The sequence below is a fragment of the Marinibaculum pumilum genome (assembly GCF_042646425.1).
Classification (GTDB): domain Bacteria; phylum Pseudomonadota; class Alphaproteobacteria; order Ferrovibrionales; family Ferrovibrionaceae; genus Marinibaculum; species Marinibaculum pumilum.
On sequence record NZ_JBHRTR010000029.1, the window covers coordinates 100,109 to 125,449 of the forward strand.

Below are 25,341 nucleotides of genomic sequence, written 5' to 3' on the forward strand. Positions count from 1 at the left end.
TGTACATCGCGTCATGGCCGGCGCCGGACAGCATCTCCCGCGCCGGCAGGCCGAGGGCCGCAGCGGCATCGCGGACGGCAGCGATGCAGTCCGCGTCGAAGCGGATCTCCGGCACCTGCACCACGTCCCGCAGGTCGAGTTCCAGGCCGGCGGCGGCGGCGATCTCCGGCAGCCGGCGATGCAGCTCGCCATGCATCCGCAGCAGGGCCGCCGGGTCGGGATGGCGCAGGTCGATGCTGAATTCCACCCGGCCCGGCACGGTGTTGCGGGAATTCGGCACCACCCGGATCTCGCCCACCGTGCCGACGGCCTGCGGCGCATGTTCGGCGACCAGCGCCTCCACCGCCGCGATCAGGTGCGCCATGCCGAACACCGCGTCGCGTCGCATCGCCATCGGGGTGGTGCCGGCATGGGAATCCTGCCCGGTCAGCACCGCATCGTACCAGCGCTGGCCCTGCGCACCGGTGACGATGCCGATGGTGCGGCCCTCCGCCTCCAGCACCGGCCCCTGCTCGATATGCGCTTCGAAAAAGGCGGCGAACGGCCGGCCACCGCAGGGCGCCTCTCCCGCATAGCCGATCCGCGCCAGCTCCGCGCCCAGGCTGCGCCCCTCGAGGTCGGTGATCGCCAGCGCTTCCTCCAGGTCGTACTTGCCGCCGAACACGCCGCTGGCGACCATCGAGCGTGGGAAACGGGTACCCTCCTCGTTGGTCCAGACGGAGACCTCGATCGGTGCCTCCGTCTCGATGCCGCGGTCGTTCAGGCAGCGCACCACCTCCAGCCCGGCCAGCACGCCATAGACGCCGTCGAAGCGGCCGCCATGCGGCTGGGTGTCCAGATGGCTGCCGGTGACCACCGGCGGCAGGCTGTTGTCGCGGCCGGGGCGGCGGGCGAAGATATTGCCCATCCGGTCCACCGTGACCGTGCAGCCCGCCGCCTTCGCCCAGCGCACGAACAGGTCGCGGCCGGCCTTGTCCTCGTCGGTCAGGGCCAGGCGCCGGCAGCCGCCGCCGGGCAACGCGCCGATCTCCGCCATCGCCATCAGGCTGGCCCAGAGCCGGTCGCCGTCGACTTGCAGGTTCTGCATGCTGTCCCCTTCCGCTGCCGCCGGACGGCCCGGCATCCCGGCCGGCAGCACGAAATAAGTCAATTGACTTAAACGCCGGCGCGTGGCAATCCGGTCGGATGTCATCGGATGCGCGCGAGAAAATCAAGAATGCCGCCCAGTCTCTGTTCGCGGAGCGCGGGCTGGAAGGGGTGACCGTCCGCCAGATCGTCGCCGCCGCCGGGCAGAAGAACATGGCCGCCCTGCACTATTATTTCGGCACCAAGGAAGACCTGGTGCGGGAGCTGATCGTCGACGCGGCCCGCCTGATGGACGGCCGCCGCAACGATCTGCTGGACGCGGCCGAGGCGGCCGGCGGGCCGCATGCCCTGCGCGAGGTGATCGCGATCATCGTCGACAGCATCGTGGTGGCGCCGGACCATGTGCGGGCGCGCACCTATATGCGCTTCGTGGCCCAGATCGTGGCGACCCGGCGCGACCTGTTCGACGGTGCCATCGGCCAGCGCTGGAACACCGGCTACCAGCGCTGCCTGGACCATATCCGGCGGCTGGCCCCGGACCTGCCGCGGGCGGTGCTAAACCAGCGCCTGCTGTTCCTCGGCATCTATCTTTTCAACGTGCTGGCCGCCCGCGAGGGTGCGGCCGCGCACGGCCCCGACCCGCATCCCTACTGGCAGTCGCCGCAGCTGCTGGAAGGCCTGATCGACAGCGCCTGCGGCCTGGTGGAGGCGCCGGTCGGCGCCGGCGCGGCCGCCGGCAAGGCCGGCAGCCAGAGCCAGCCGCTGCCGGCGTTCCTGTAGGCGGGCTGCCGGCCGGGATCCGGCCAGGCCCGCTACCGCCCTCCTGCCGGCCGGCCCGGCGCAGGGTCGGCGCTGCGCAGCAGTTCCCGTGCCGTCAGGCCGAACTTGCGCCGGAACATGGCGCTGAAATGGGCGGAACTGTTGAAGCCATGGGCGAAGGCGATCGAGGTGATCGACCGGCCGTCGCGCTTGGCGATCTCGTCATGGCAGCGCTGCAGCCGCCGGTGCCAGATCCATTCCGATGCCGACATCTCGCACTGCTCGAACAGCATGTGCAGGGTGCGCAGGGACATGCTGTTCGCCTGGGCGATCCCCTCCAGGGTCATGTCCGGGTCGTCGAGATGCGCCTCGATCCACTGCTGCACGCCGCGCAGGCGCAGGTTGCGCGTGACACCTTCCGTGACCGGCACCTCGCCGTCCGCCGCCTGCAGGGTCAGGGCCAGGATGTCCAGGAGCTGGTCGCCCAGCCCGTCGCGCGCATCCGGCCCCAGGACATCGCCCTCTCCCGCCAGCATCGCGCAGAACTCCACCGCGATCCGGCCCATGCCATGGGTGGTGTTGATCGTTGCCGCCAGCGGTACCCGGTCCCTGGGAAAGCGCGCCGCGAAGTCGTCCCGCGGCACCTCAAGATAGTAGGCCCGTACATCGCCGCGGCACTGCAGCTCGTACTGTTCGGTTGCGCAGAAGATGGCGCCGCGGGCCGGGTTCGACATGAACTCCCCGCCCTTCTGCAGCACGTTCAGGCTGCCGTGGTGCAGGAACTGCAGGTAGTAGCAGTCCTTGTCGAGCTGCGAGATGTGGCGCCGGTTGCGCCGGATGCGCTGCTCGGACAGGAAGATGTCCGTCAGCGCAACCTTCCCGAAGCGGGTCTCGCGGATGAAGCCCTTGTACTGGTCCGGGCGCGTCGCGGCGACATCGACATTGACGTAGACGTCGCAGATGGCCTCCCGCCAGGCCTTGTACCGTGCGCCGGGATCGAGGGCGCCCGTATCGAAAACCAGCTCCATGTCTACCTCCCCCGGCGCCGGCAGACGGGGCTGTGTCGCCTGTGTCCAGGTGACCCCCCGTTTCTCGCCCGACGGCTCCCGCCAAGGCGCCACCCCTAGCAAAGCCCGCATGACGGGATTCTTCAACCTCGCCCCGCAGCGCTGCGCGCTCAGACAAGGAATCTGCACCGCCGCGAAAGTATCGACAGCGGCCCCCTCCTAGCCTCCCCGCAACAAAGAGGTGGTCGTCGACCGCCGGGAACGACATGCGGGGAAGGGCGCGGGAAGGACCATGGCCATCATCGGGCGGATGACCCAGGAGCGCATCGTCCTGGCGCTCGCGGTGCTGCTTTGCATCCTGTTCGCGATCGCGCTGCCGGGCTTCCTGACCGCCGACAACCTCCTCAACCTGCTGCGCAGCGTCTCGATTCTCGGCATCCTCGGCGTGGCGATGGGGCTGGTGGTGATCGGGCGGGGCATCGACCTGTCGCTCGTCGCCTTGATGGCGGTCTCCGTCGCCTGGGTGCTGCAGCTGGCCGGCGACGGCATGCCACTCCTGCTCGCCGTCGCGATCGGGCTGGGCTTCAGCCTGGCGGGCGGCATGATCACCGGCCTGCTGGTCGCCTTCGTCGAGATCCCGGCGATCTTCGCGACCCTCGCCATGGGCACCCTGGCCTATGGCTTCGGCCGCTACTTCCTGCTCGACCTCGACGTGGTCTACCTGCCGGAGCGGATCGACGACATGGTCTGGCTGGGCCAGGGCAGCCTGGCCGGCATCCCGGTGCCGATCCTGCTGTTCGCGGGCGTTGCTTTCGCCGGCTACCTGTTCCTGCGCTTTTCCCGCACCGGCCGCTACCTGCGCGCGGTCGGCGACAACCTGGCGGCCGCGCGCATCGCCGGCGTGCCGGCGCGCCCGACCATCGTGGCCCAGTACATGCTGTCCGCGCTGATCGGCTTCGTGGCCGGCATCGTCACCGCGGCGTCCGTCGCCAGCATGAACACCCGGATCGCCAACTCCACCTACGTCTACGACATCATCCTTGTCGTCGTCCTGGGCGGCATCGGACTTTCAGGCGGCCGGGGCAGCATCCGCAACGTCATCGTCGGCACGCTCCTGATCGGGATCCTGCTGAACGGCATGACGATCATGAACATCCAGTACACCGCCCAGAACATCATCAAGAGCGTGATCCTGCTCAGCGCGATCGTGATCGACACGATCCTCAACCCCCGCGACGAACAGACCGCGCAACAGGGGGATATCTGATGGCAGCCAACGGGAGGACTATCATGGCACGCCTGAACGGAACGGCCCTTGCCGCGACACTGGCCCTTGCCGCTTCTGCCTGGGGCTTCGGCGCAAGCCAGGCTCCGGCACAGGCGCAGGGCATCGACGACCCCGCCCGCGCGCCCATCTACGAGGCGCTGCAAGGCAAGAAGGTCGCCTTCGTGCCGGTCGCCATGGGCTTCGACCTCACCGAAGGCTGGGCTGCCGGGATCAAGGAGATCCTGGAACCGTACGGCATCACCGTCGAGATCCGCGATCCGAACTGGAGCACCGATGCCGGCGCGCAGGCCATCACCTCGCTGATCTCGGAAAAGCCGGACGCGATCGTCGTCCACAATCCGGATGTCCAGTCCTATGCCCGTCTGCTGAAAAAGGCGGAGGATGCCGGCATCTATGTCGTCCAGGTCAACATGCGCTCCAGCTATTCCACCGACGCCTTCGTCGGCGCCGACTATGTCGGCATGGGCGAGAAGATGGCGAACAAGCTGATCGAGAAATGCGGCCCCGAAAACGGCGGCAACGGCAAGGTGGCGATCGTCCAGGGCGTGCTGACCGCGGCGGCCAGCGCCTATCAGATGAAGGGCATCGACAATGTCTTCGCCGAGCATCCGGAGATGAAGGTGGTCTCCAACCAGGCCGCCGACTGGGACGGCACCAAGGCGAAGAACATCACCGCCACCGTGCTGCAGCAGCATCCCGACCTCTGCGGCATCGTCGGCTTCTGGGACGTGATGGACCTGGGCACCGGCGCCGCCATCCGGGAGGCGGGCAAGGACGTCTACCTGATCACCTCCGGCGGCGGCAACCAGTCGGCGTGCGACGGGCTTGAGAAGGGCACCTATTCCGAGGTCGTCAGCTACGACGTGCCCGGTCAGGCGCGCGACATCTCGATGATGATCATGCAGCTGCTTCAGAACGGGCCTGAGGCGGGCGCTATGAAGACGACCCTGTTCTCGCCTCTGACCTTCCTCACCAAGGACACGATGACCCCCGGCTCCTGCTGGACACTGGAGCAGTAGGGGCGACGCACCCCGGCCGCACCGGCCGCGGGATTCCGCCTGCGGCCGGTGCGGCCCCCGTCGTCCTTTCCCGGAGAGTCCTCCCCGATGAACGTGTCAGAGACCGTCACCCGCTGGCGCTACCGGATCGTGCCGGACCAGGTGCTGGGCGAACTGCTTGCCAAGCGCTGGATCGACAATGCCATTCCGGTCCTGATCCTGCTGCTTGTGATCGCCACCTTCGGCGCGGCGATCCCGGACTTCTTCGGCGGCGCGAGCCTGGGCAATCTCTCCCGGCAATGGGGCGAGTTCGGACTGCTGGTCCTGGCGCTGATGGTCGTGATGGTGGGCGGCGGCATCGACCTCAGCGTCGGCTCGACCTTCGCCCTGGGCAATATCGTCGCCCTGGCGCTGCTGAACGTGGCCGGCCTGCCCCTGCCGGTGGTGGTGGTCGGCACCCTGCTCTGCGGCGCGGCAGTCGGCCTCGTGAACGGGCTGCTGATCGGCTATCTGCGGCTGCGCGCCTTCCTCACGACCCTGGTCACCCTGATCATCGTGCGCGCCATCGTCGACCTGCTGCTGCTGACCTACTCGGTGCAGATCGCCGCCGTCTTTCCGGATTCCGACACCTGGTTCTATCTGGGCGAAGGCACGGTGCTGGGCATCCCGTTCAGCGTGATCGTCGCCGGCACGATCGCCCTGCTGCTTCACCTCATGCTCAGCCGCACCCGGATCGGCTGGCATGTCATGGCCACCGGAGGGTCGCGCCGCTCGGCCTACAATGTCGGCATCCCGGTCCGCCGCACCGTCTGCCTGACCTACGTCGTGTCCGGCATCTTCAGCGCCCTGGCGGGCCTGCTCTATGCCTCGCGCCTGGGCGGGGCCGGCGCCGATACCGGCATCGGGCTGGAGATCGCCGCGCTCACCGCCGCCGTGCTCGGCGGCAACAGCCTGGGCGGCGGCCGCGGCTCGGCGGCGAAGGCGGTGATCGGCTCGGTGATCGTCATGCTGATGGTCAACTCCCTGGTCCGCCTGGGCGTCACCAGCGGCGCCAATTCGCTGCTGCTGGGCACCGTCCTGCTGCTGGCCGTGGCGATCGACGTCCGCTGGCTGAAGAACCGGCACAAGCTGCTGACCGAGGTCTATGTCTCCCCCACCTATGCGGCCCTGCCGCCGGCACCGGGGACGGACCCCGGTTCGCCCTACGCCCTCAACGACCGCCTCCGGCCGGTGGAGGCGATCGGCCTGGACCGGATCGACGGGCCGGAGGACGTGATCCTCGACGAAGACGACAATCTCTATGCCGGCAACCGCACCGGCGACATCGTCCGCTTCCTGGCGCCCGACTATACCCGGCAGGAGGTCTTTGCCCATGTCGGCGGGCGGCCGCTCGGCATGGCCTTCGCAGCCGACGGCGCGCTGATCTGCTGCATCGGCGGCATGGGCCTCTATGCCGTGCATCCCGACCGGAAGATCGAGAAGCTGACCGACGAGACCGACCGCTCGCTGTTCTCGGTGATCGACGATTCCCGCCTGCGGCTCGCCGACGACCTGGATATCGCGCCCGACGGCCGGATCTTCTTCAGCGAGGCGACGATCCGCTACGAGATGCACGAATGGCCGGTCGACAGCCTGGAGTCCCGCGGCAACGGCCGGATCATCTGCTTCGATCCGGCCACCCGGACGACCCGCACGGTGCTGAAGAACCTGGTCTTCCCCAATGGCATCTGCATGACCCATGACGGGGTGTCGTTCCTGTTCGCGGAAACCTGGGCCGGACGGATCAGCCGGTACTGGTTCGACGGTCCGAAGAAGGGCCGGACCGAAGCGGTGATTCCCGACCTGCCGGGCTATCCCGACAACATCAACCGCGCCTCCGACGGCAGCTACTGGCTGGCGCTGGTGGGCATGCGCACGCCGTCCATGGACCTCGCGCTTCGCATGCCCGGCTTCCGCCGGCGCATGGCCCGCCGCATCGCGCCGGACGAATGGCTCTATCCAAACATCAACAGCGGCTGCGTCATCCGCTTCGACGAGAACGGCAGGGTCCTGGAGGTGCTGTGGGACCTGGGCGGCGAGAGCCATCCGATGATCACCTCGATGCGGGAGCATAAGGGCCATCTCTATATCGGCGGCATCCTGAACAACCGGATCGGCCGGCTGAAGATCGAAGGCGCGGATCCGGACTGGACCGGGCCGCAATCCTACTGGAGCGCCGCATGATCGGCCCGCTCATCCGACGTTGGGACAGCCTGCTGGGCCGCGGCGAGGCGGCGGTCACCGTGCCGCCGCTGGACGGGGCGCTGCGCCCGAACCGGGCGCTGGACGAGGCCGGCGCACGGCTGCCGCTGGCCGATGTCGACGACCTGGCGGTGGCGGATGGCCGGCTCCACGCCTCGGCGGGGGCCGCGCTGCACGCGCTCGGCCCGGGCGGCGCCTGGACGCTGTGCGAGACCTTCGGCGCCGCGATCACCGCGCTCGCCGCCCTCGACGATGGCGGCCTGGCCATCGCGCTGGCCGGCGGCGAGGTACTGATCGACCGGCCGGGCCGCGATCGCCGGCAGGTCCGGTTCGGTCGCGGCGCCGGCGAAGTCACCGCCATGACCGCGACGGGCACGAGCCTCTATGTCGCGATCGGCTCCACCCGTCACGGCCGCGACGGTTGGCAGCGCGATCTGCTGGCGCTGGGGCGCAGCGGCGAGATCCACCGCATCGACCTCGCCAGCGGCGAAGCGGCCCTGCTGGCCGACGGGCTCGCCTATCCGGCGGGGCTGGCGGCCTCCGGCACGGACCTCGTCTTCGCGGAGGCCTGGCGCCATCGCCTGGTCCGGATCGATCCCGCGGCACCGGCATGCCGGACCGTCCTCTACCACGACCTGCCGGGCTATCCGGGGCGGATCGCGGCGGCCGGCGACGGCTACTGGCTGTCGGTCTTCGCGCCGCGCAGCCAGCTCGTCGAATTCGTCCTGCGCGAGCCCGCCTACCGCAGCCGCATGGTCGCGGAGGTGCCGGAACCCTATTGGGTGGTGCCGAAGCTGCGTTCCGGACGCAGCTTCTACGAGCCGCTGCAGGGCGGCGGCGTCAAGCATCTGGGCATCCTGAAGCCCTGGGCGCCGACCATGTCCTACGGCCTCTGCGTCCGGCTGGACACGGCCTTCCAGCCGCGCGCCAGCCTGCACAGCCGCGCCGACGGCGGCAGCCACGGCGTGACAGCGACCTCGGTCCATGACGGGGCGCTCTTCGTGGCGGCGCAGGGCGACGGCGTGGTGCTGCGCCTTGCCGGCGACACAAGGGCAGCCGCCTGATGGAACCGATCCTCGAACTCCGCAACGGCACCAAGGAATATCGCGGCGTCGCCGCCGTCCGCGACGTCAGCTTCAGCCTGCGCAAGGGCGAGGTGCATGCCCTGCTGGGCGAGAACGGCGCGGGCAAGTCGACCCTGACCAAGATGCTGGCCGGGGTGGTCGCCCCGACCCGCGGCGAGATCCGCATCCAGGGGCAGCCTGTCGAACTGGCGACCCCGGCCGAGGCCCTCGGCAAGGGCATCGCCATGGTTTACCAGGAGACCAGCCTGGTCCCCTCGCTGACGGTGGCGCAGAACCTCTATCTCGCCGACCGCGCCTTCTTCCACCGCCTGCGCGGGATCTACATCGCCGGGCAGCAGTTCCTGCAGTCGCTGAATTTCGATGTCGACCCGACCGCCCTGGTCTCCAGCCTCGGCGCCGGCCAGAAGCAGATGGTCGAGATCGCGCGGGCGGTCCATCACAATGCCAGTGTCATCATCTTCGACGAGCCGACCGCGACCCTGACCCCGGAGGAGAAGCACCAGTTCTTCTCCCTGGTCGACCGGCTGAAGGCGCGCGGCGTTTCGATCATCTTCATCTCCCACGCGCTGGAGGAGGCGCTGCGGATCGCCGACCGCATCACCGTGCTGCGCGATGGCGAGCATGTGGTGACCGACGACGCTTCCGCCTTCGACCGCGAGAGCATCGTGCGCGCGATGGTGGGCCGCTCCCTCAGCGGCCAGCTCTACGGCGCCCGCGGCGACCGGACGGTCCGCGAGCCGGGCGAGAAGGTGCTGAGCGTCCAGAACCTCTCCATGGGCAAGGCAGTGAAGAACACCTCCTTCTCGGTCTTCGCCGGCCAGATCACCGGGGTCTTCGGCCTGATCGGCTCCGGCCGGACCGAGGCGGCGAAGGTGGTGGCCGGCGTGATGAAGCGCGACACCTTCCACGGCGGCCAGGTCCGGCTCGCCGGGCGGCCGGTCCGCTACCGGGTGCCGCGGGCGGCGGTGCGCGACGGCATCGTCTACGTCACCGAGGACCGCAAGCTCGAAGGCTTCTTCGAGACGATGTCGATCGGCGAGAACATCTACCTCTCCGCCATCGCCGGCGGACAGGCGCGGTCGCGCATCGTCAGCCTGACCGAAATGAAGCAGATCGCCGACCACTGGATCGGCGCGCTCAATGTCCGCGCGATCAACGGCGATGCGCGGGTGATCGAGCTGTCGGGCGGCAACCAGCAGAAGGTGGTGGTCGCCAAGGCCCTGGTGCAGCGGCCGCGGCTGGTGATCTTCGACGAACCGACCCGCGGCGTCGATGTCGGCGCGATCGCGGAGATCCACCAGCTGATCAACCGCCTGGCCGATGACGGCATCGCCGTGATGGTGATCTCGTCCTACCTGCCGGAGGTGCTGCAGATCTCCGATCGCATCCTGGTCTGCCGCCAGGGCCGGATCGTCGAGGAATTCGACGGCGCCGGCGCCAGCGAGGACACCATCATGTACGCGGCGGTGCATTGATGGACGGGCCGCTGAAGACCACGGCGCCTGTCCGCCCGGTGCGCACGATCGCCGATATCGAGGCGATCGAGGTCCGGCCCTATAACGAGCTGGTGACCGCCCACAGCCTGTACGACCTGCTGCTGGCGACGGCGGCGCAATGCGGCGCAGCACCCGCGCTGACCGTCCTGCGCTCGGAAGACCCGGCGGATGTCGGCACGGCCCTCAGCCATCGCACCCTGCTGGCGGAGGTGACCCGCGGCGCCAACATGTTCAACGCCGTCTTCGACGAACTGGGGGTGGCGCAGGGCCGGCGGGTGGCGGCCTTCCTCTGCCCCACCGTGCCGGAACTGCCAACCCTGCTGCTGGGCGCCCAGGTGGCCGGCATCGCCAGCACCCTGAACCACCTTCTGAACCGGGACGCGGTGTTCGACCTGCTGAACGCACAGGCGGCGGTGCTGCTGGTGATCCCCGCGCCGGCGCTCGACAGGGAATGCTGGGAGAAGGCGCAAGGGGCCCTCGACCGGGTGCCGACCCTGCGCCGGGTGATCGTGATCGGCGAGGCGCCGCCGGCTCCGGGCTTTGCGGCGCTGGCAAGCTGCATGGCCGGGCGTGAAGCGGACACGCTGGAGTTCGACCTCGACGCGGGCCGCGACACCGTCTGCGCGATGTTCCACACCGGCGGCACCACCGGCCGCCCGAAAGTCGTGCGCCTGACCCACGGCAACCAGATCCATGCCGCCTTCGGCTTCGGCCAGGTGTTCGGCTACGGCACCGGCGACACGGTCGTCAACGGCTTTCCCTTCTTCCATGTCGGCGGAACGATGACGGTCGGCCTGTCGGTCCTCGCCGCTGGCGGGCACGTCCTGGTGCCCTCGCCCCATGCGCTGCGCCGGCCGGCGGTGATCGACCGCTACTGGGAGATCGTCCGCCATCACGGCGCGACGGTGGTCAGCGGGGTCCCAACCTCGATTGCCGCCATCACCGGCTCCTGGCCCGACAGCGACCCGCCCACCGGTGTGCGCATGGCCGTCACCGGCGGCGCGCTCCTGCCCAGGGCCGTCGGCGAACGCTTCGAGGCGGTCACCGGCATCCGCCTGTTCGAGACCTACGGCATGACCGAAACGGCCGCGGCCATCGCCTTCAATCCCGGCCGGGGCGAACCGCTGGCGGGCAGCGTCGGCTTCCGCGCGCCCTATTCCGAGACCCGCATCCTGTGCCTGGACAGCGAGGCGCAGGAGACGTGCGGGGCGGAGGAAAGCGGCCTCGTGCAGGTGCGCGGGCCACAGGTCTTTCCCGGCTATCTGGATCCCGCGCACGACGCCGGAACGCTTGGCCCCGATGGCTGGCTCTCGACAGGCGATCTCGGCTACCTGACCGCGGAGCAGCGGCTCGTCCTGACCGGCCGGGCGAAGGACCTGATCCTGCGCGGCGGGCACAATATCGACCCGGCGGCGATCGAGGAGGTCGCCGACCGCTTCGACGGAATCAAGGCCAGCGCCGCGGTCGGCATGCCGGACCAGCATGCCGGCGAGGTGCCGGCGCTGTTCGTCGTCCCGGCCGATGGGGTGCAGGTCGACCTCGACGCGCTGCGCCGGCACCTGGAGGCGCAGATCCATGAGCGCCCGGCCCTGCCGAAAAGCATCCTGGTCATCGACGCCCTTCCGGTCACCGCGGTCGGCAAGGTCTTCAAGCCCGCCCTGCGCGAACGCGCGATCGCGGAGAAGGTCCGGCTGGAGGGAAGCCGCCTCTGCGGGCCGCAGGCGCGGGTCGCGGTGCAATTCGCCCAGGACGATCGCAAGCGGGTGCTGGTCGCGGTGACCGTCGGGGGCGCCGACGGGCCGGCGCGGGCCGCGCTGGCGGAAGCGCTGGCGCCGCTGCCCCAGATCTACACGGTCGCGGCGGAGGAGGCCTGAATGTCGCTCGGCTCGATGATCGGTGCCGCAAGGCCGGATGCCGGCGGCGGGCGGCGCAACCTGCTGGAGCGGGTCGTGATGGTGGTGACGGTGGTCGTCGCCCTCGTCTTCGCGGCGACGATCGACGGCTTCGCGACCCTCGGCAACCTGTCGGTAATCCTGTCGAACTCCGCGGCCCTGGTGATCCTGAGCTGCGGCATGGCGCTGGTGATCATCTCCCGCGGGCTGGACCTCTCGCTGATCGCCGGCATGGTGGCCGGCGCCACCTGCTTCAGCATCCTGATCGATGCCGGCTATGGCGGCCCGGAATCCCTGCTGCTTGCCGTCTGCGCGATGGCGGCCGTGGGCATCGTCAACGCCTGGCTGATCGCCTATGTGGAGATCCCGGCGATGCTGGCGACCCTGGCCTCGGCGATGTTCATCACCGGGCTGGTGCGCTTCGCGATCCTGGGCGGCGAGTTCATGATCCTGCTGCCGAAGGCGCACCCGACGGTGGTGCTGCTGACGGGAGAGATCCTGCCCGGCCTGCCGGCCCCCCTGGTGCTGATGGCGGGCGCGCTGGCCGCGACCGCCATCCTGCTGCGCTACACGGCCGCCGGCCGGACGGTCTACGCGATGGGCGACAATTTCCAGGCGGCGCGGCTGAGCGGCCTGCCGGTGCGCCGGACGACGATCGCCGTCTATGTCTTCGCCGCCCTGATGGCCCTGTTCGCAGGCCTGGTCACCGCATCGGCCAGCGGCTCGGTCGACTTCCGCACCGTGACCAATGGCGGCCTGCTGTTCGAGGTGATCCTGGTCGTGGTGCTCGGCGGCATCCCCTTGCGCGGCGGGCGCGGCGGGATCCGCAACATCATCGTCGGCGTCGCGCTGATTGCGATCCTGCGCAACGGCATGACCCTGCTGAACTTCACCGCGCAGATGCAGGACATGCTGAAGGGCATCGTCCTGATCATCGCGATCGTCCTCGACAACTACCTGAACCCCAGAGACACGGAAACGGACACCAGCGGTGATCTGTGAACCGAGCGAGCCCGAAGCAGAGGAGGAAGTCATGATGCAGTCAGTTGGAAGAACGGTCCGGCGCGCGGCGGCGGCCGCGATCGTCGGCGGGTGCGTCGCCCTGGCGGCGTCCGTACCCCACGGCCCGGCCCAGGCAGAAACCGACCTGTCGGGCAAGAAGGTGGTCTTCGTGCCGATCGCGATGGGCATCTCGCTGACCGAAGGCTGGGTCCGCCGGATGCAGGAGCATGCGGCGATCTACGGCTACGATCTCGACGTCCGCGACGCCGGCTTCAACACCGGGGCGATGTCGGAGCTGCTGGCCAAGGCGATCAGCGAGAAGCCCGACGTGCTGGTGGTCCACAATCCGACGGTCCAGCTTCTCGCCCGGCAGATCCGCCAGGCGGAATCGGAGGGGATCAGGGTGCTGCAGATCAACCTGCAGTCCAACCAGCCCTCCAGCGCCTTCGTCGGCGCCAACTGGAACCGCATCGGCCGCGAGGTGGCGGAAGACATCGTGAAGGAATGCGGCAAGGGCAGCGGCAAGTCCGGCAAGGTCGCGATCGTCCCGGGCCAGCTGACGGCGGCCGACAGCGTCATCATGAACGAGGCCTCCTTCAAGGTCTTCGAGGCGCATCCGGAGATCGAGGTCGTGTCCAACCAGGCCTCCGACTGGGAACCGGAAAAGGCCCGCCAGATCACCGCCACCGTGCTGCAGCAGCATCCCGACCTGTGCGCGATCTTCGGCCATTGGGACGTCCACACCATGGGCGCCGGCAATGCGGTGAAGGATGCGGGCAAGGCGGACGAGGTGCTGGTCTATGCCACCGGCGGCGGCGAGAAGATGGCCTGCGACGCGATCGCGGACGGCGTCCTGGACCGGGTCTGGAGCTACGACGCGGACGGCCAGGGGCGCGACGCCGGTTCCATGATCGACATCCTGCTGCAGGGCGGCGCGGGCAAGGACGGCGCGATGCTGGAACTGGAATCGCCGCTGAAGATCATCAAGGCGGGCCCCGACTTCGATCCCGGCAAGTGCTGGACCCTGTGATCCCCATCCCCAACCGCCAGCCTTCAACGGCGGCAATCTGACGGTCGGGCGGCGCGGCGTTCCGCCACGGGAATGCCGCGCCGCACCGCCGCGCATGGAAGAGGTTCATGACGGTCCGGTTCGATTTCGCCAGCCTGCCGCGGCACCGCGTGCCGCTGATCGTGCTCTCGCCCCGGCGCATCCTGTCGGACGTGCTGTCGCGCGGCTGGGTGGAAAGCGCGATCCCGTTCCTGGCCTTCCTCTGCGTGATCACCGGCGTGCTGGCCACCGCGGAGGGCTATTTCGGCGCGACGAACCTGCGCAACCTGGCGCAATATGCGGTCGATGGCGGGCTGGTCGTGCTGGCGCTGCTGATCGTCGTCGCGGTCGGCGGCATCGACCTCTCGGTCGGTTCCAACTTCGCCATGTCCGCCTTCGTGGCGCTCTACGGCTTCCACATCCTGGGCCTGCCGGTGTCGCTGGTCCTGGCCGGCAGCCTGGCGGCCGGCGCCCTTGTCGGCGTGGTTAACGGCACCCTTGCCGGGCTGATCGGCTGCGGCGCGCTGCTGACCACCCTGGCCACGATGATCTCGGTGCGCGGCCTGTTCACCCTGGCCTCCCAGGCGGAGCTGGTGGAGATCTCGACCAGCGCCCGGATCGACCCCGTCTGGGACTGGATCGGCTTCGAGAAGCTGCTGACCATGCCTGTCGGCTTCTGGGTGCTGCTGGCGGTCGCAACCTGCATCTTCTTCATGTTCCGGCAGTCGCGCTTCGGCTGGCACGTGCTGGCCGTCGGCGGCAACCGCAAGGCCGCGCGCCACGGCGGCATCCAGGTGAAGCTCACCGTCTTCCTGGCCTATGTGCTGGGCGGGCTGATCGTCGGACTGGCCGGCTTCGTCTTCGCCGCGCGGCAGAACAGCATCAGTGCCGATACCGGCATCGGCATGGAATTCTTCGTACTGACCGCGCTGGTGGTCGGGCTGGGCGGCTTCGTGCCGGGCCGCGGGGCCGTGGTCCCGGTGCTGATCGGCTTCGTGACGATCTACATCCTCAACAACGCGATGATCAATGCGGGTTTTCGGGGCGATTTCGTCCTGCTCTGCATGGGCGCGATCATCGTCCTGATCCTCGGCATCGACGTGAAGTTCCGGAAGAACCGGCACCGGCTGCTGGCCTCGACCTACCTGGACCCGGTGCGGGTAACCACCGCCCCGGTGAAGGGCATGGACGGCCTGATGCCGGGCCAGATCCCCGCCAGGCTGGCGGAGGCGGAGATCCTGGCCGCCGGCAAGCTCGACGGGCCGGAGGATGTCATCCTCGACGCGGATGGCAGGCTCTACTGCAGCAATCGGGACGGGCGCATCCTGCGTCTCGATCCCCCCCACTACCGCGACGTGCATGTCCACGCGAAGATCGGCGGGCGGCCGCTCGGCCTTGCCTTCGACCGGGAGGGGCGGCTGCTGACCTGCGTCGCCGGCATGGGCCTGCTGCGCGTCGATCTCGACGGCGCGGTCGAGCTGCTGGGCGACCAGACCGGCCGCAGCCTGTTCAGCATCCAGGACGACACCACGATCCGCATGGCCGACGACCTGGATGTCGCCGCCGACGGGACGGTCTATTTCACCGACGCGACCCGGCGCTACGACATGGAGAACTGGGGCCTGGACCTGCTGGAGGGGCGGCCGAACGGGCGGCTGCTGCGCTTCGATCCGCGGTCTGGCCGCATCCGCACCGTCTGCGATCACCTGGTCTTTCCCAACGGCGTCTGCGTCACCCATGACGGGAAGTACCTGCTGGTCGCCAGCACCTGGACCTGCGCGATCCTGATCTTCGACCTCGCGGACATGAAGGCCGGGCCCCGGGTCTTCCTCGACGGCCTGCCGGGCTATCCCGACAATATCAACCGCGCCTCCGACGGCGGCTACTGGATCGCGCTGGCCGGCATGCGCAACCCGGTGATGGACCGCGCGATGCGCCATCCCGGCATGCGGCGGCGGATGGCGAAGCGCGTGCCGCCGACCAACTGGCTGTTCGGCAACCTGAATATCGGCGGCGTCCTGAAGGTCGATGCCGAAGGGCGGATCGTCGACGCGCTCTGGGACGAACCCGACGGACCGCTCTACATGATCACCTCGATGCGCGAGCATCGGGGCTGGCTCTATCTGGGCGGGGTGACGAACGACAGGATCGGCCGCTATCGCCTGCCCGGCGCGGATCCGGACTGGACCGGCCCTGCCAGCTATTGGGGGAGGAGCTAGGCCATGCTCTGGCACCGGAAAGTGGCGCGGCGGGCACCCGGCATGACCCTGGAAGGGGTGCTGGGCGCCAACGACCGCCTGGACCGGGCCGCCGGGCGCAAGGTGCCGCGCCCCGGGGCGCTGTGCATCGCGGCCGACGGGCGCCTGCTGCTCTCCAGCGGCACCGGGATCCTGGCCCTGGCAGCCTGGGATGCCGAGCCCGAAGGCTGGGCCAGCTTCGATGCGCCCGTCACCGCCCTCGCCGCCTCGCCCGGCGGGGGGATCGCGGTCGGGCTTGCCGGCGGCGGGCTCTCGGTGCGCGCCCCGGACGGATCGCCGGCGGACGGCTGGCGGCCGCCGGACGGCCTCGCCTCCATCACCGACTGCCTGTTCCTGTCCGAGGACGAGGTCGCGCTCGTCGATTGCGGCTACGGGCCGGCGGACGACATCCTCTCCCTTGCGCCATGGGACGAGCGCGCGGCCGGCAAGGTCGTGGCGCTTCGACGCGACGGCGCGCCCCGCCTGCTGGCGGACCGATTGCACTGCCCGATGGGGCTCTGCCGTGCCGCGGACGGGCCCCTGATCGCCACGGAGCTGGAGCGTGCGCGGCTGGTCGAGGTCGACGGCGGCGCCGTGCGGCGGGCGGGCTTTCCCGGCTATCTGGGCCGTATCCGGCCGGGCCCGGAGGGCTACCTTCTCGCCTGCCTCGCCCGGCGCGACCCGCTGATCGAGTTCCTGAAGACGGAGACGGCCTTCGTCGCGGACATGAAGGCGGCGATCGACCCGCACCACTGGATCTCGCCGCGGGTCGATCCGGCCTTCAGCCACGACTTCCCGATCGAGCTCGGCGCCACCCGCCTGTTCGGCGAGGTGAAGCCCTGGGCGCCCTCCTTCTCCTACGGCCTGGTGATCGAGCTGGACGCGGAGATGATGCCGATCGCCTCCGCCCATTCCCGCGCCAACGGGCACCGCCATGCGATCACCGACATCCTGTCCTGGCGCGGCGACCTGATCGCGGTCAGCGCCGGCAGCGGCGAGGTCCTGAACCTCGGCCCCGGGGGCGCGGCGGCATGACCGGCGGGCCGATCATCCGCCTGGAAAAGGCGACCAAGACCTATGGCGGCATCGCGGCCCTGGCCGAGGCCGATTTCGACCTCCGCCCGGGCGAGATCCACGCGCTGGTCGGGGAGAACGGGGCCGGCAAGTCGACCCTGTGCAAGCTGATCGCCGGGGTGATCCAGCCGTCCGAAGGGATCCTGAAGGTGGACGGCGAGGCGGTGACCCTGGCCAACCCGAAGGATGCGACCCGCCGCGGCATCTCGATGGTCTACCAGGAGACCAGTCTGGTGCCGCAGCTGACCGTCGCCCAGAACATGGTGCTGGGCCGGGAGCGGGCCTTCAACTCGGTCCGCAGGGTGCGCAGCGCGGCGCGCCAGGTGCTGCAGCGGCTGAACTTCAAGGTCGATCCCTCGGCTTTGGCCGGCTCGCTCTCCACCGCGAAGCGCCAGATGGTGGAGATCGCGCGCGCGGTCCTGAACGACGCGCGGGTGATCATCCTGGACGAACCCACCGCGGCCCTGACGCCGGAGGAGACCGACCATCTGTTCGACCTGATGCGGTCGCTGCGCGCGAACGGCGTCGCGATGATCTTCATCTCGCACGCCCTGGAAGAGGCCCTCAACCACGCGGACCGGATCTCCGTCCTGCGCAACGGCCACCTTATGGTCACCGGGCCGGCAGCCGATTTCGACCGGGCGCGGCTGATCCATCACATGATCGGCGAGGATCTGGTCGAAACGGCGGCACCGGCGAAGACACGGCGCAGGCCTGCCGCCGCCCTGCCCGTCCTGCAGGTGGAGAACCTGCGCATGGGCAGCATGGTCAACAACATGTCCTTCTCCGTCTTCCCGGGCGAAATCACCGGTCTGGCCGGCCTGATCGGCTCCGGCCGCAGCGAGGTGGCGAAGGTCATCCTGGGCCATACCAAGCGAAATTTCGGCGGCGGGCGGATCTGGCTCGACGGGCGGGAGGTGCGCTACGCCCTGCCATCTGAGGCGGTCCGCGACGGCATTGCCTATGTCAGCGAGGACCGGAAGCTCGACGGCTTCTTCGAGACGATGAGCGTGCACGACAATATCGGCCTCGGCTGGCTGGCGAAGTTCGGCCGCGGCCGGGTCTTCGCACCGCTGCGGCGGATGCGCGAACGCGCGACGACCTGGGAGGAACGGCTGTCGATCCGCCGCATCGGCGCCGACCAGTCGGTGCTCTACCTGTCCGGCGGCAACCAGCAGAAGGTGGTGATCGCCAAGTCGCTGGTGCAGGAGCCGCGCCTGGTGATCTTCGACGAGCCCACCCGCGGGGTCGATGTCGGCGCCATCGCCGAGATCCGCCAGATCGTGCGCGACTTCGCCGCCAGCGGCGCCGGCGTGATCCTGATCTCGTCCTATCTGCCGGAGATCCTGGACCTGTCCGACCGCATCCTGGTGGCGAAGAGCGGCACCATCGTCGCCGACTTCCCGCGCAGCGAGGCGACGGCGGCGAGGATCCTGCATGCCGCCATCCATTGATGCGCCGCACCCGTTTTCGGGTCTGGACCGGCGTCTGCTGTTCCTGGGGATCTACCTGTTCAACGTGCTGACCGCGCGCGAGGGCACCGCCGCGCAGGCCCCAGAGCCGGATCCCTATTGGCAGTCGCCGCAGCTGCTGGAGGGCCAGATCGACAGAGCCTGCGGCCTGGTGGAGGCGCCGGTCGGCGCCGGCGCGCCTCTCGACAAGGCGGGTGCCCGGAGCCAGCCGCTGCCGGCGTTCCTGTAGGCCGACTGCCCAGATCTTGCCCCTGTGGTGCGTGCGTGCGGCATCGGCACAAATGCCTCTCGTCACCGACAACGTCACCGAGTAGCGGCCCCACTTCTTACTTCCGATGTGGAAAATCCATGTCAGCATCAATCATTGATCATTGGCGCATCGCAGATGGATACTTGACTCCGATTTAATGAATGTTAGGCTTAAAAAATTCGATCGAACATAGATGCACACCGGGAGGCCGTTATGTGGACTCAGGGTTTGCGTTTTCTTTTCGGCCTTACCATTTCGCTTCTTTCTATTGTAATTGCCTCTCAGGTCCTGGCGGATCGACCCGTGTATAAATCACAGGGCGATGCCGATCTTTGCCGATGCTTCGAGAAGGGCGTGGACGACAGGGCGTCCGGCGCCCGCTACCGCACACCCTCCGGCTGCAAGAAGCACAGGTTCGCCGGCGACGAAGCGCCCTATCACGACGGCTACTATGAAGGCCGCTCGGAGGCCGACGAATGGTGCGGGAACGGCAGCAGACGCGGCGCCGGCAATAGCGGCGGCAGCGCTACCCCGAGGCAGAGCGGCCTCATCCAGACCGTAGGCGAGCTGGGCAAGTGGCAGACGCGCCACTACTACCGGGGAAGGGTGGGCCAGTCTTGCCGAGCCGGGTACATCCCCCACCAGGGCTATTGCTGGCAGACCTGCCCGCAGGGCTACAAGCCGTGGCGCATAAGCCGGGGGGACATCTGCGCACGATGTCCATTCGATGCTTCGGAAGTCCATCTCAGCGGCGATGGCGTCCTTACCTGCTTCAGATAGCGTGCCGGCACTGCTTCGGTGCCTGACCGGCACATATGTGCTTGCGCTCTGTCTGGCGGGCCTGCCAGTCGGGCTGCAAGCCGAGCAGCCGACGGCCGTACGGATGCCCATGGCGGACTTGCTGTCGATTTGCGCCGGGAGTCCTGCGAACTGCGCACAGTTCGTCGACGGAGTTCTCGAAGCGGCGCGTGTCATCCAGGCGAACGAAGACCGCGGAGCCGAGGGGCGTCTGACGGTGCTGTGCCGTCCGCTGGTGCGGCATTCCGCGTCGGATCTCGTCGCCCGTATCCGGAGCAGGATCGAGGAGCTGCCGGGGGAGGCGGACAAACCCGCCGCCCTCCTGATCATTCAGGCAGCAAACGACGCAGCGCCCTGCTGACCAGCCGGATCGCGGCCGCTGGCAGCGCCTGACCGGCCCGCTCCTGGACCGCGGCAAACCCGTCGATCCGGCTGCCAGGAGCGGGCGCGCTCTCACGCCTTTCGCACGCGCCCGTAGATCATGGCCGCCAATGCCACCAGCACGCTCCAGGCTGCAACCGCGCCCCAGAAGACGGGCTGGTCCAGTCCGATACTGCAACGGGAACCCTGTCGGCAATCCGGCGGGGGTGGCAGATCGAACACCAGGCCGATCCACACCCCGCCCGTCGCCTCGCCGTCGATCAGCACGGTCAACGGCGGAAAGATTCCGATGATCAGGAGACCTGCGACATGGATCGCAGCCCAGAAGCGCCATCGGATCGCTCTTCTCATCTGCGCCCCCCAGCCATGCGTCCCCGGTCAGGCTTCGCCCGTCCACGAGCGGACCCGGTGCCGGTCCCTCACCGGGCAGCGCCCGGGCCATGGAAGCATCCGGCATGTCATTGGCCTGTCCCGAAGAGTCCGGGAATTGCGTAGGCAACGACCATCGGGACCGGGAAGCCGCTTCCTGTTGCGCGGGGCAGCCGCGCGTCGATCGCCAGGTAGACACGCTGTGCCGCAGCATCGACCGCCATGCCCTGGATCTTGCTGTAGCGTGGATCCAATTCCGGGAAGTCGAGCGGCGCGCGCGCGAGGATCTGCCTTGCAGGCGCCATCAGGACCAGTTCAGCTCGCAACGGCAGCACCGGATCCAGTGCCATCAACCGTCCCGCCTCCTGTCCGCCGATCGCGCTCAGGCTTTGTGGGCCCTCCGGCGGGGCGACCCATTCCTCCTCGACCGTGCCATTCGGGTCGACCATGAAGCTCCAGCCCCGCGCGGCATTCTCGGACCGATGGCGAAACCCCCCGGTGCTTCCGAACACAGCGGTTCGCCCGTCCCCCGCCAGAAAAACGGCCGACCCGGCATCGGCATCGGGCCCGCCGTAAAGGCGCTGCCAGAGGAGTGCGCCATCCAGCGACAGGCGGGCGAGCCACAGGTCCGCCAGTGCCGCCGGCGGGGAATCCCGGCCGGTCACCGCAACCCCGGCCTCGTCGACGGCGATGGCCTGCGGATAGTTCCAGCCTGAGCCCTCGAAGAGGTGCTCCCACAAGACGCGGCCGTCGCCAGCCAGTCGTAACACCCACGGGCGGATTCGATCCGCTTCCTGCCAATATCCCAGGACCACGAAGCCTCCGGCGCCGTCCCCGGCAACATCCACGAAGCGTCCATTGCCGACGCGCTCCTGACCTGCAGCTGCAGGGAAGTGCATCCCAGGCCGAAGATGCAACTGCCAGAGCAATGCACCCTGCGGGTCCAGGCGGAGCAGCCATGCGGCCCGCGGGACCGGGGAGTTGGAGGAATCCTTGCGCTGCAGAAGCGGATCCTCGCCCACGGCTATGGCACCGCCCTCCCCGTCAGCGGCCACGCCAAACAGCTTCGCCGACACCGCACCGCGTTTGTGACCGCCGGAGAACCGCCAGGCAATGTGACCGTCGGCATTGAGCGCGGCGACGAACGCAGGTTTTTCGTCGGAGAAAGCGTTGCCCGCGGCGAGGACGAGGCCGCCGCCGGTCGCGATGCCCTGCACGCCCCCGTGGCCGGTCACCAGATCCAGGGCCCGCCATTCGCATGGCAGCGCGCAATGGCTCTCGAGAACCCGCCGATCCGCAGCGCCGGTATCGCCTGCCGCGGCAGGATGCAGGGCCAGACAGAACAAGGTCATGGGCCCCAGCAGCAGGTGCACCCCGTACCGCCGTGCGAGAGCGAAGATCATGACCCGACCGGGGGCTGGTACTGCGACGGAGCGAGACCGCCGGAGGCGGCCGGCCGGCGATCCGCATTCGCCAGGCCCGCCTGCAACGCGCGACGACAGGGCACGGCACGCAGGTTGATGGCGCATCGACCTGCCCGCGGCCTTGCGTCAGTCATTACAGGCGGCTCCTCATCAGTCTCCCAACGCGACGCCGGCGTTCAGCGTGTCGACCAGGAAGGCCGAGAGCGTCAGAAACAGGAAGAACAGTACGAGCGTGACCCAGGCGACTGCCCGTTGGCCCAGACCGCCTATCAACAACCACCACACCATCGGTACAAGCAGACCGGTCAGCAGGACCAGCGCCCCTTCGGATTCCGTCCACCGCGCAACCGCCAGGAATACCAGGGACGCAGGCAGGCCGACGATGGCCGAGCGGACCAGGACCTGCCCGACCCCGGCTCGTGTCGGGGACCGGGTCGTCCCCTCCGCGTGGGGCATCCCGATCACCTGAGCAAGGCGCGGATTGCGGAGCCGGAACAGGAGAGTGCGCCCGGCAAAGGCCAGCACAAGAATCGGCAAGGCCAGAAAGACGATCGCAAAGCCGAAGCCGAGGAGATAGAGCATCAGAATGTCGGGCGCGTCCGTCCATCCGGCTCCCGCGAACAAAGTGCCCGGGTGCAACAGCAGATCGCTCATGAATGCGGCCGGACCGCCCGGCGACGCGGCAAGGGCCAGCAGGGCACTGCCGACGAGAAGGCTGCCGAGCGTGGCGCCGCGGCTGCCCACATCGCGCGCCGCCGCCTGGCAGCGCGGACACCAGTAGTGCAGCGAACCGCCCATTCGAAACAGCGACCAGCCATCCTGTCCGGCGATCCGCACAAGGCTTGCGTCGCCGCAAGAGGCGCATCTGCGCTCCGCCTGGAGCATGGCTTCCGCCTTTGGCACTCAGCAACCGGGCAGCTGTCCGCCTCGGGACGCCGGCAATACCGTCACCCGCAGATCCCAGGCGGTACCGCGCAATCCTTGGAGCAGCAGTCGGAATCCTTTTCGCAGCTGACGCCGCCCGCATAGCAGATCGGCACAAGACTTTCCGGCACCGGGCTTATCGGCAGGTCAGCCGCCCCGCCCGACAAATGCTGAACGCCTTTCGGGCTTTCGAAAGCAATGCTCGCGGCAGCCTCTTCCGCACCTGTATCGGCCTGCACGGCCGACAATCCGGTCAAGATCCCAAAGACAACAGCCGCCAACAGCGAGATGTGCCGATCGATCATGACGAATCCTCCCTGTTCGTTCGAGCGCCTTTCGCGGCGTCGTTGCTGACGTGGCTCCTTCCACTTCCACAATGCGCGCCGCAGGTCCCATCCTGCCTGCAGGTCGGTTGGCTGCGCTCCAAGCCAACCCGGGGATCGCTATCCGCAGGACGAAGCATCCTGGCAGCACCTGGAGAAATCCGTGTTGACCCGGGACTCGAACCACTTGCTATAGTAACCGGAACACTGTCGAGCCCATTCATCTACCAATCGGCCCGGTCCTGTCGCACAACCGGTCCTGTAACCGTTCCCACGATAGTACGCGTCGCGGTCCATCGTATGCGTTCCTGAATCTTCAGCTTGATTGACGGCGAAATTGTTCTTCGCATGCCAGCATCGGCTCTGCTGAGCAGTTGCCGTCCCGGTCGCCAGCATGCCGCCAACGATTAAGACTACCCCAAGGGCAATACGTGACTTCACGATCCCGCCTCCCGATCCACAGTTCGAGCAACGGCCGGCGCAGCCATTCCGGATTATTGTGAACCAGCATTGCTATTTGTCCAGTTTATTATGACTTGCTTTCCCACGCCCCGGATCTGCAGATCATATTGCCCGGCAGTATTTGCCACTGCCAGTGATGCATTGGCCGACCGGCGTCGGCAGGCCGGACAGCACTCAGCCGGGACGTCCATCATCGTGGGGTCAGGTTCGCTTTCGGCAACCCGGCATCTGCTGCGGCCATCCGTCCGATCCATGCGCAAATGAATGCCGTCTCCCCGGTTTCGGGTCTGCTGCGCCTGGCTGCGTTCAAGAAGCCAGGCGCCTGCCGCCAGGCATAAGCCGCGCGACTAAAGCAATTGACTTATACGCCTGCGCCGTGGCGGAATGTCGCCATGCAGGCCGTCACCGGACGGCCCAGCCCCAACAAGCCCGACGGGAGGAACGCATGCGCTTCGGCGTCTTCTACGAACTGCAGCTGCCCAAGCCATGGAACGAGGGCGACGAGCATCGCCTGTTCCAGGAGGCGCTGGACCAGATCGCCCTCGCCGACCGGGTCGGCATCGACCATGCCTGGGCGGTGGAGCATCACTTCCTGGACGAATATTCGCATTGCTCCGCGCCGGAGGTGTTCCTCGCTGCGGCCGCGGCGCGGACGCAGAAGATCCGCCTGGGCCACGGCATCCGGCAGGTGATCCCGAACTACAACCATCCCGCCCGCACCGCGGAGGGGATCGCCGCGCTGGACCTGGTGTCCAACGGCCGGGTCGATTTTGGCATCGGCGAGGGCGCGACCCGGCTGGAGCTGCACGGCTTCGGCATCCCGGCGAAGCAGAAGCGCGCGATGTCGCTGGAGGCCGCCGAGCAGATCGCCAACATGATGGTGATGGACCCCTATCCCGGCTATCAGGGCGAGAGCTTCTCGATGCCCTGCCGCAACGTGCTGCCGAAGCCGCTGCAGAAGCCGCACCCGCCGATGTGGATGGCCTGCACCAACCGCGACACGATCCGGGTGGCGGCCAGCCTGGGCCTGGGCGCGCTCGCCTTCTCCTTCGTCGACCCGGACGAGGCGAAGACCTGGTCGAAGATCTATTACGACACCATCAAGTCGGAGGACTGCGTGCCGCTGGGCCACCGGGTGAACCCGAACATCGCCATGGTCTCCGCCTTCAGCCTGCATCACGACCGGACGGAGGCGATCCGCCGCGGCCAGGAGAATTTCGAGTTCTTCGGCTTCGCGCTGCGCGCGCTGGTGACCCGCGACAATGTCCCCGGCCGCACCGACCTATGGGGCGATTTCCAGCGCGAGCGCGGCGACCGCACCGGCCAGGTCCTGCATTCCGCCGAGCTGGGCAACCGGGAAGCCGGACAGTCGCCGGGGGTCGGCACGCCGGCCGACATGATCGGCCATATCCGCGAGTTCCAGGAGGCCGGCGTCGACCAGGTGATCCTGATGCAGCAGGCCGGCCGCAACCCGCACACGGAGATCTGCGAGAGCATCGAGCTGTTCGGCGAAGAGGTCCTGCCGACATTCACCGCGGGCCGCGACCGCCGCGAGGCGGAGAAGGCGGAGGAACTGGCCCCCTATGTCGCGGCGGCGATGAAGCGGAAGAAGGTGATGACGCCGCTGGCCGACGACGAGATCCCGGTGGTCAGGGCCTCGGTGCAGAAGGTGGAGTTCAACCGCGGCAAGACCGACGCGGCCTGACCCGATCGCCCACACTGTCA

At 68.5% G+C, this 25,341-nt stretch carries 21 protein-coding genes; 15 read left to right on the top strand and 6 right to left on the bottom strand.

Going from position 1 to position 25,341, the window contains the following annotated elements; translation table 11 throughout:
- A partial coding sequence (locus tag ACFOGJ_RS17335; RefSeq protein WP_379902853.1) for a Zn-dependent hydrolase occupies positions 1 to 1,087 on the bottom strand: 1,087 nt, incomplete at its 3' end.
- Between the two features lie 98 nt (positions 1,088 to 1,185).
- On the opposite strand from ACFOGJ_RS17335, the gene ACFOGJ_RS17340 reads away from it, so the two are divergent.
- Entirely contained in the window at positions 1,186 to 1,866 is a 681-nt protein-coding gene (locus ACFOGJ_RS17340; RefSeq protein ID WP_379902767.1) for a TetR/AcrR family transcriptional regulator, read from the top strand.
- A 32-nt stretch (positions 1,867 to 1,898) separates the two neighbouring features.
- Here ACFOGJ_RS17340 and ACFOGJ_RS17345 read toward each other — a convergent pair whose 3' ends face one another.
- Positions 1,899 to 2,873, bottom strand: coding sequence for an AraC-like ligand-binding domain-containing protein (locus ACFOGJ_RS17345; RefSeq protein WP_379902769.1), 975 nt, complete (start codon positions 2,871 to 2,873; stop codon positions 1,899 to 1,901).
- A gap of 271 nt (positions 2,874 to 3,144) precedes the next feature.
- Between ACFOGJ_RS17345 and ACFOGJ_RS17350 the strand changes: the two genes are divergently transcribed.
- The 13 genes from ACFOGJ_RS17350 to ACFOGJ_RS17410 all read left to right on the top strand — a co-directional run bounded on the left by ACFOGJ_RS17350 (position 3,145) and on the right by ACFOGJ_RS17410 (position 20,094).
- Positions 3,145 to 4,119 carry an ABC transporter permease gene (locus tag ACFOGJ_RS17350; protein ID WP_379902771.1) on the top strand — a complete coding sequence of 325 codons (975 nt, stop codon included), beginning with the start codon at positions 3,145 to 3,147 and terminating at the stop codon, positions 4,117 to 4,119.
- 23 nt (positions 4,120 to 4,142) lie between these two features.
- Complete coding sequence (locus tag ACFOGJ_RS17355) at positions 4,143 to 5,159, top strand: sugar ABC transporter substrate-binding protein (RefSeq protein ID WP_379902774.1); 1,017 nt, start codon at positions 4,143 to 4,145, stop codon at positions 5,157 to 5,159.
- Positions 5,160 to 5,246: 87 nt separating this feature from the next.
- Positions 5,247 to 7,361: an ABC transporter permease gene (locus ACFOGJ_RS17360; RefSeq protein WP_379902776.1), complete on the top strand. Its 2,115-nt coding sequence runs from the start codon at positions 5,247 to 5,249 to the stop codon at positions 7,359 to 7,361.
- Positions 7,358 to 8,443, top strand: a complete 1,086-nt coding sequence (locus tag ACFOGJ_RS17365; RefSeq protein WP_379902779.1) for a hypothetical protein — start codon at positions 7,358 to 7,360, stop codon at positions 8,441 to 8,443. Before ACFOGJ_RS17360 ends, ACFOGJ_RS17365 begins: the two co-directional genes overlap by 4 nt.
- Positions 8,443 to 9,939, top strand: coding sequence for a sugar ABC transporter ATP-binding protein (locus tag ACFOGJ_RS17370; protein WP_379902782.1), 1,497 nt, complete (start codon positions 8,443 to 8,445; stop codon positions 9,937 to 9,939). The genes ACFOGJ_RS17365 and ACFOGJ_RS17370 overlap by 1 nt, the downstream gene beginning before the upstream one ends.
- A complete protein-coding gene (locus tag ACFOGJ_RS17375) occupies positions 9,939 to 11,834 on the top strand; it encodes an AMP-binding protein (protein ID WP_379902785.1) in 1,896 nt (631 codons plus the stop codon). Before ACFOGJ_RS17370 ends, ACFOGJ_RS17375 begins: the two co-directional genes overlap by 1 nt.
- Positions 11,835 to 12,854, top strand: coding sequence for an ABC transporter permease (locus ACFOGJ_RS17380; RefSeq protein WP_379902788.1), 1,020 nt, complete (start codon positions 11,835 to 11,837; stop codon positions 12,852 to 12,854).
- 31 nt (positions 12,855 to 12,885) lie between these two features.
- Entirely contained in the window at positions 12,886 to 13,884 is a 999-nt protein-coding gene (locus ACFOGJ_RS17385) for a sugar ABC transporter substrate-binding protein (RefSeq protein ID WP_379902790.1), read from the top strand.
- Between the two features lie 107 nt (positions 13,885 to 13,991).
- A complete protein-coding gene (locus ACFOGJ_RS17390; RefSeq protein WP_379902793.1) occupies positions 13,992 to 16,121 on the top strand; it encodes an ABC transporter permease in 2,130 nt (709 codons plus the stop codon).
- Positions 16,122 to 16,124: 3 nt separating this feature from the next.
- A complete protein-coding gene (locus ACFOGJ_RS17395; protein ID WP_379902796.1) occupies positions 16,125 to 17,174 on the top strand; it encodes a hypothetical protein in 1,050 nt (349 codons plus the stop codon).
- The gene (locus ACFOGJ_RS17400; protein WP_379902799.1) at positions 17,171 to 18,667 is read left to right on the top strand and encodes a sugar ABC transporter ATP-binding protein; all 1,497 of its coding nucleotides are present in this window, start codon (positions 17,171 to 17,173) and stop codon (positions 18,665 to 18,667) included. The genes ACFOGJ_RS17395 and ACFOGJ_RS17400 overlap by 4 nt, the downstream gene beginning before the upstream one ends.
- Positions 18,651 to 18,914: a hypothetical protein gene (locus tag ACFOGJ_RS17405; protein WP_379902801.1), complete on the top strand. Its 264-nt coding sequence runs from the start codon at positions 18,651 to 18,653 to the stop codon at positions 18,912 to 18,914. The genes ACFOGJ_RS17400 and ACFOGJ_RS17405 overlap by 17 nt, the downstream gene beginning before the upstream one ends.
- Before the next feature lie 910 nt (positions 18,915 to 19,824).
- Positions 19,825 to 20,094, top strand: a complete 270-nt coding sequence (locus ACFOGJ_RS17410; RefSeq protein WP_379902803.1) for a hypothetical protein — start codon at positions 19,825 to 19,827, stop codon at positions 20,092 to 20,094.
- Between the two features lie 92 nt (positions 20,095 to 20,186).
- On the opposite strand, the gene ACFOGJ_RS17415 is transcribed toward ACFOGJ_RS17410, so the two are convergent.
- The 4 genes from ACFOGJ_RS17415 to ACFOGJ_RS17430 all read right to left on the bottom strand — a co-directional run bounded on the left by ACFOGJ_RS17415 (position 20,187) and on the right by ACFOGJ_RS17430 (position 23,136).
- Positions 20,187 to 20,465 carry a hypothetical protein gene (locus ACFOGJ_RS17415; RefSeq protein ID WP_379902806.1) on the bottom strand — a complete coding sequence of 93 codons (279 nt, stop codon included), beginning with the start codon at positions 20,463 to 20,465 and terminating at the stop codon, positions 20,187 to 20,189.
- Positions 20,466 to 20,572: 107 nt separating this feature from the next.
- Positions 20,573 to 21,856: a hypothetical protein gene (locus tag ACFOGJ_RS17420; RefSeq protein ID WP_379902809.1), complete on the bottom strand. Its 1,284-nt coding sequence runs from the start codon at positions 21,854 to 21,856 to the stop codon at positions 20,573 to 20,575.
- A 201-nt stretch (positions 21,857 to 22,057) separates the two neighbouring features.
- Complete coding sequence (locus tag ACFOGJ_RS17425) at positions 22,058 to 22,792, bottom strand: hypothetical protein (protein ID WP_379902811.1); 735 nt, start codon at positions 22,790 to 22,792, stop codon at positions 22,058 to 22,060.
- A gap of 62 nt (positions 22,793 to 22,854) precedes the next feature.
- Positions 22,855 to 23,136, bottom strand: a complete 282-nt coding sequence (locus ACFOGJ_RS17430; protein ID WP_379902813.1) for a hypothetical protein — start codon at positions 23,134 to 23,136, stop codon at positions 22,855 to 22,857.
- Positions 23,137 to 24,061: 925 nt separating this feature from the next.
- On the opposite strand from ACFOGJ_RS17430, the gene ACFOGJ_RS17435 reads away from it, so the two are divergent.
- On the top strand, positions 24,062 to 25,321 hold the full coding sequence (locus ACFOGJ_RS17435) for an LLM class flavin-dependent oxidoreductase (RefSeq protein ID WP_379902816.1): 1,260 nt from the start codon (positions 24,062 to 24,064) through the stop codon (positions 25,319 to 25,321).
- The last annotated feature ends 20 nt before the right edge of the window (positions 25,322 to 25,341 follow it).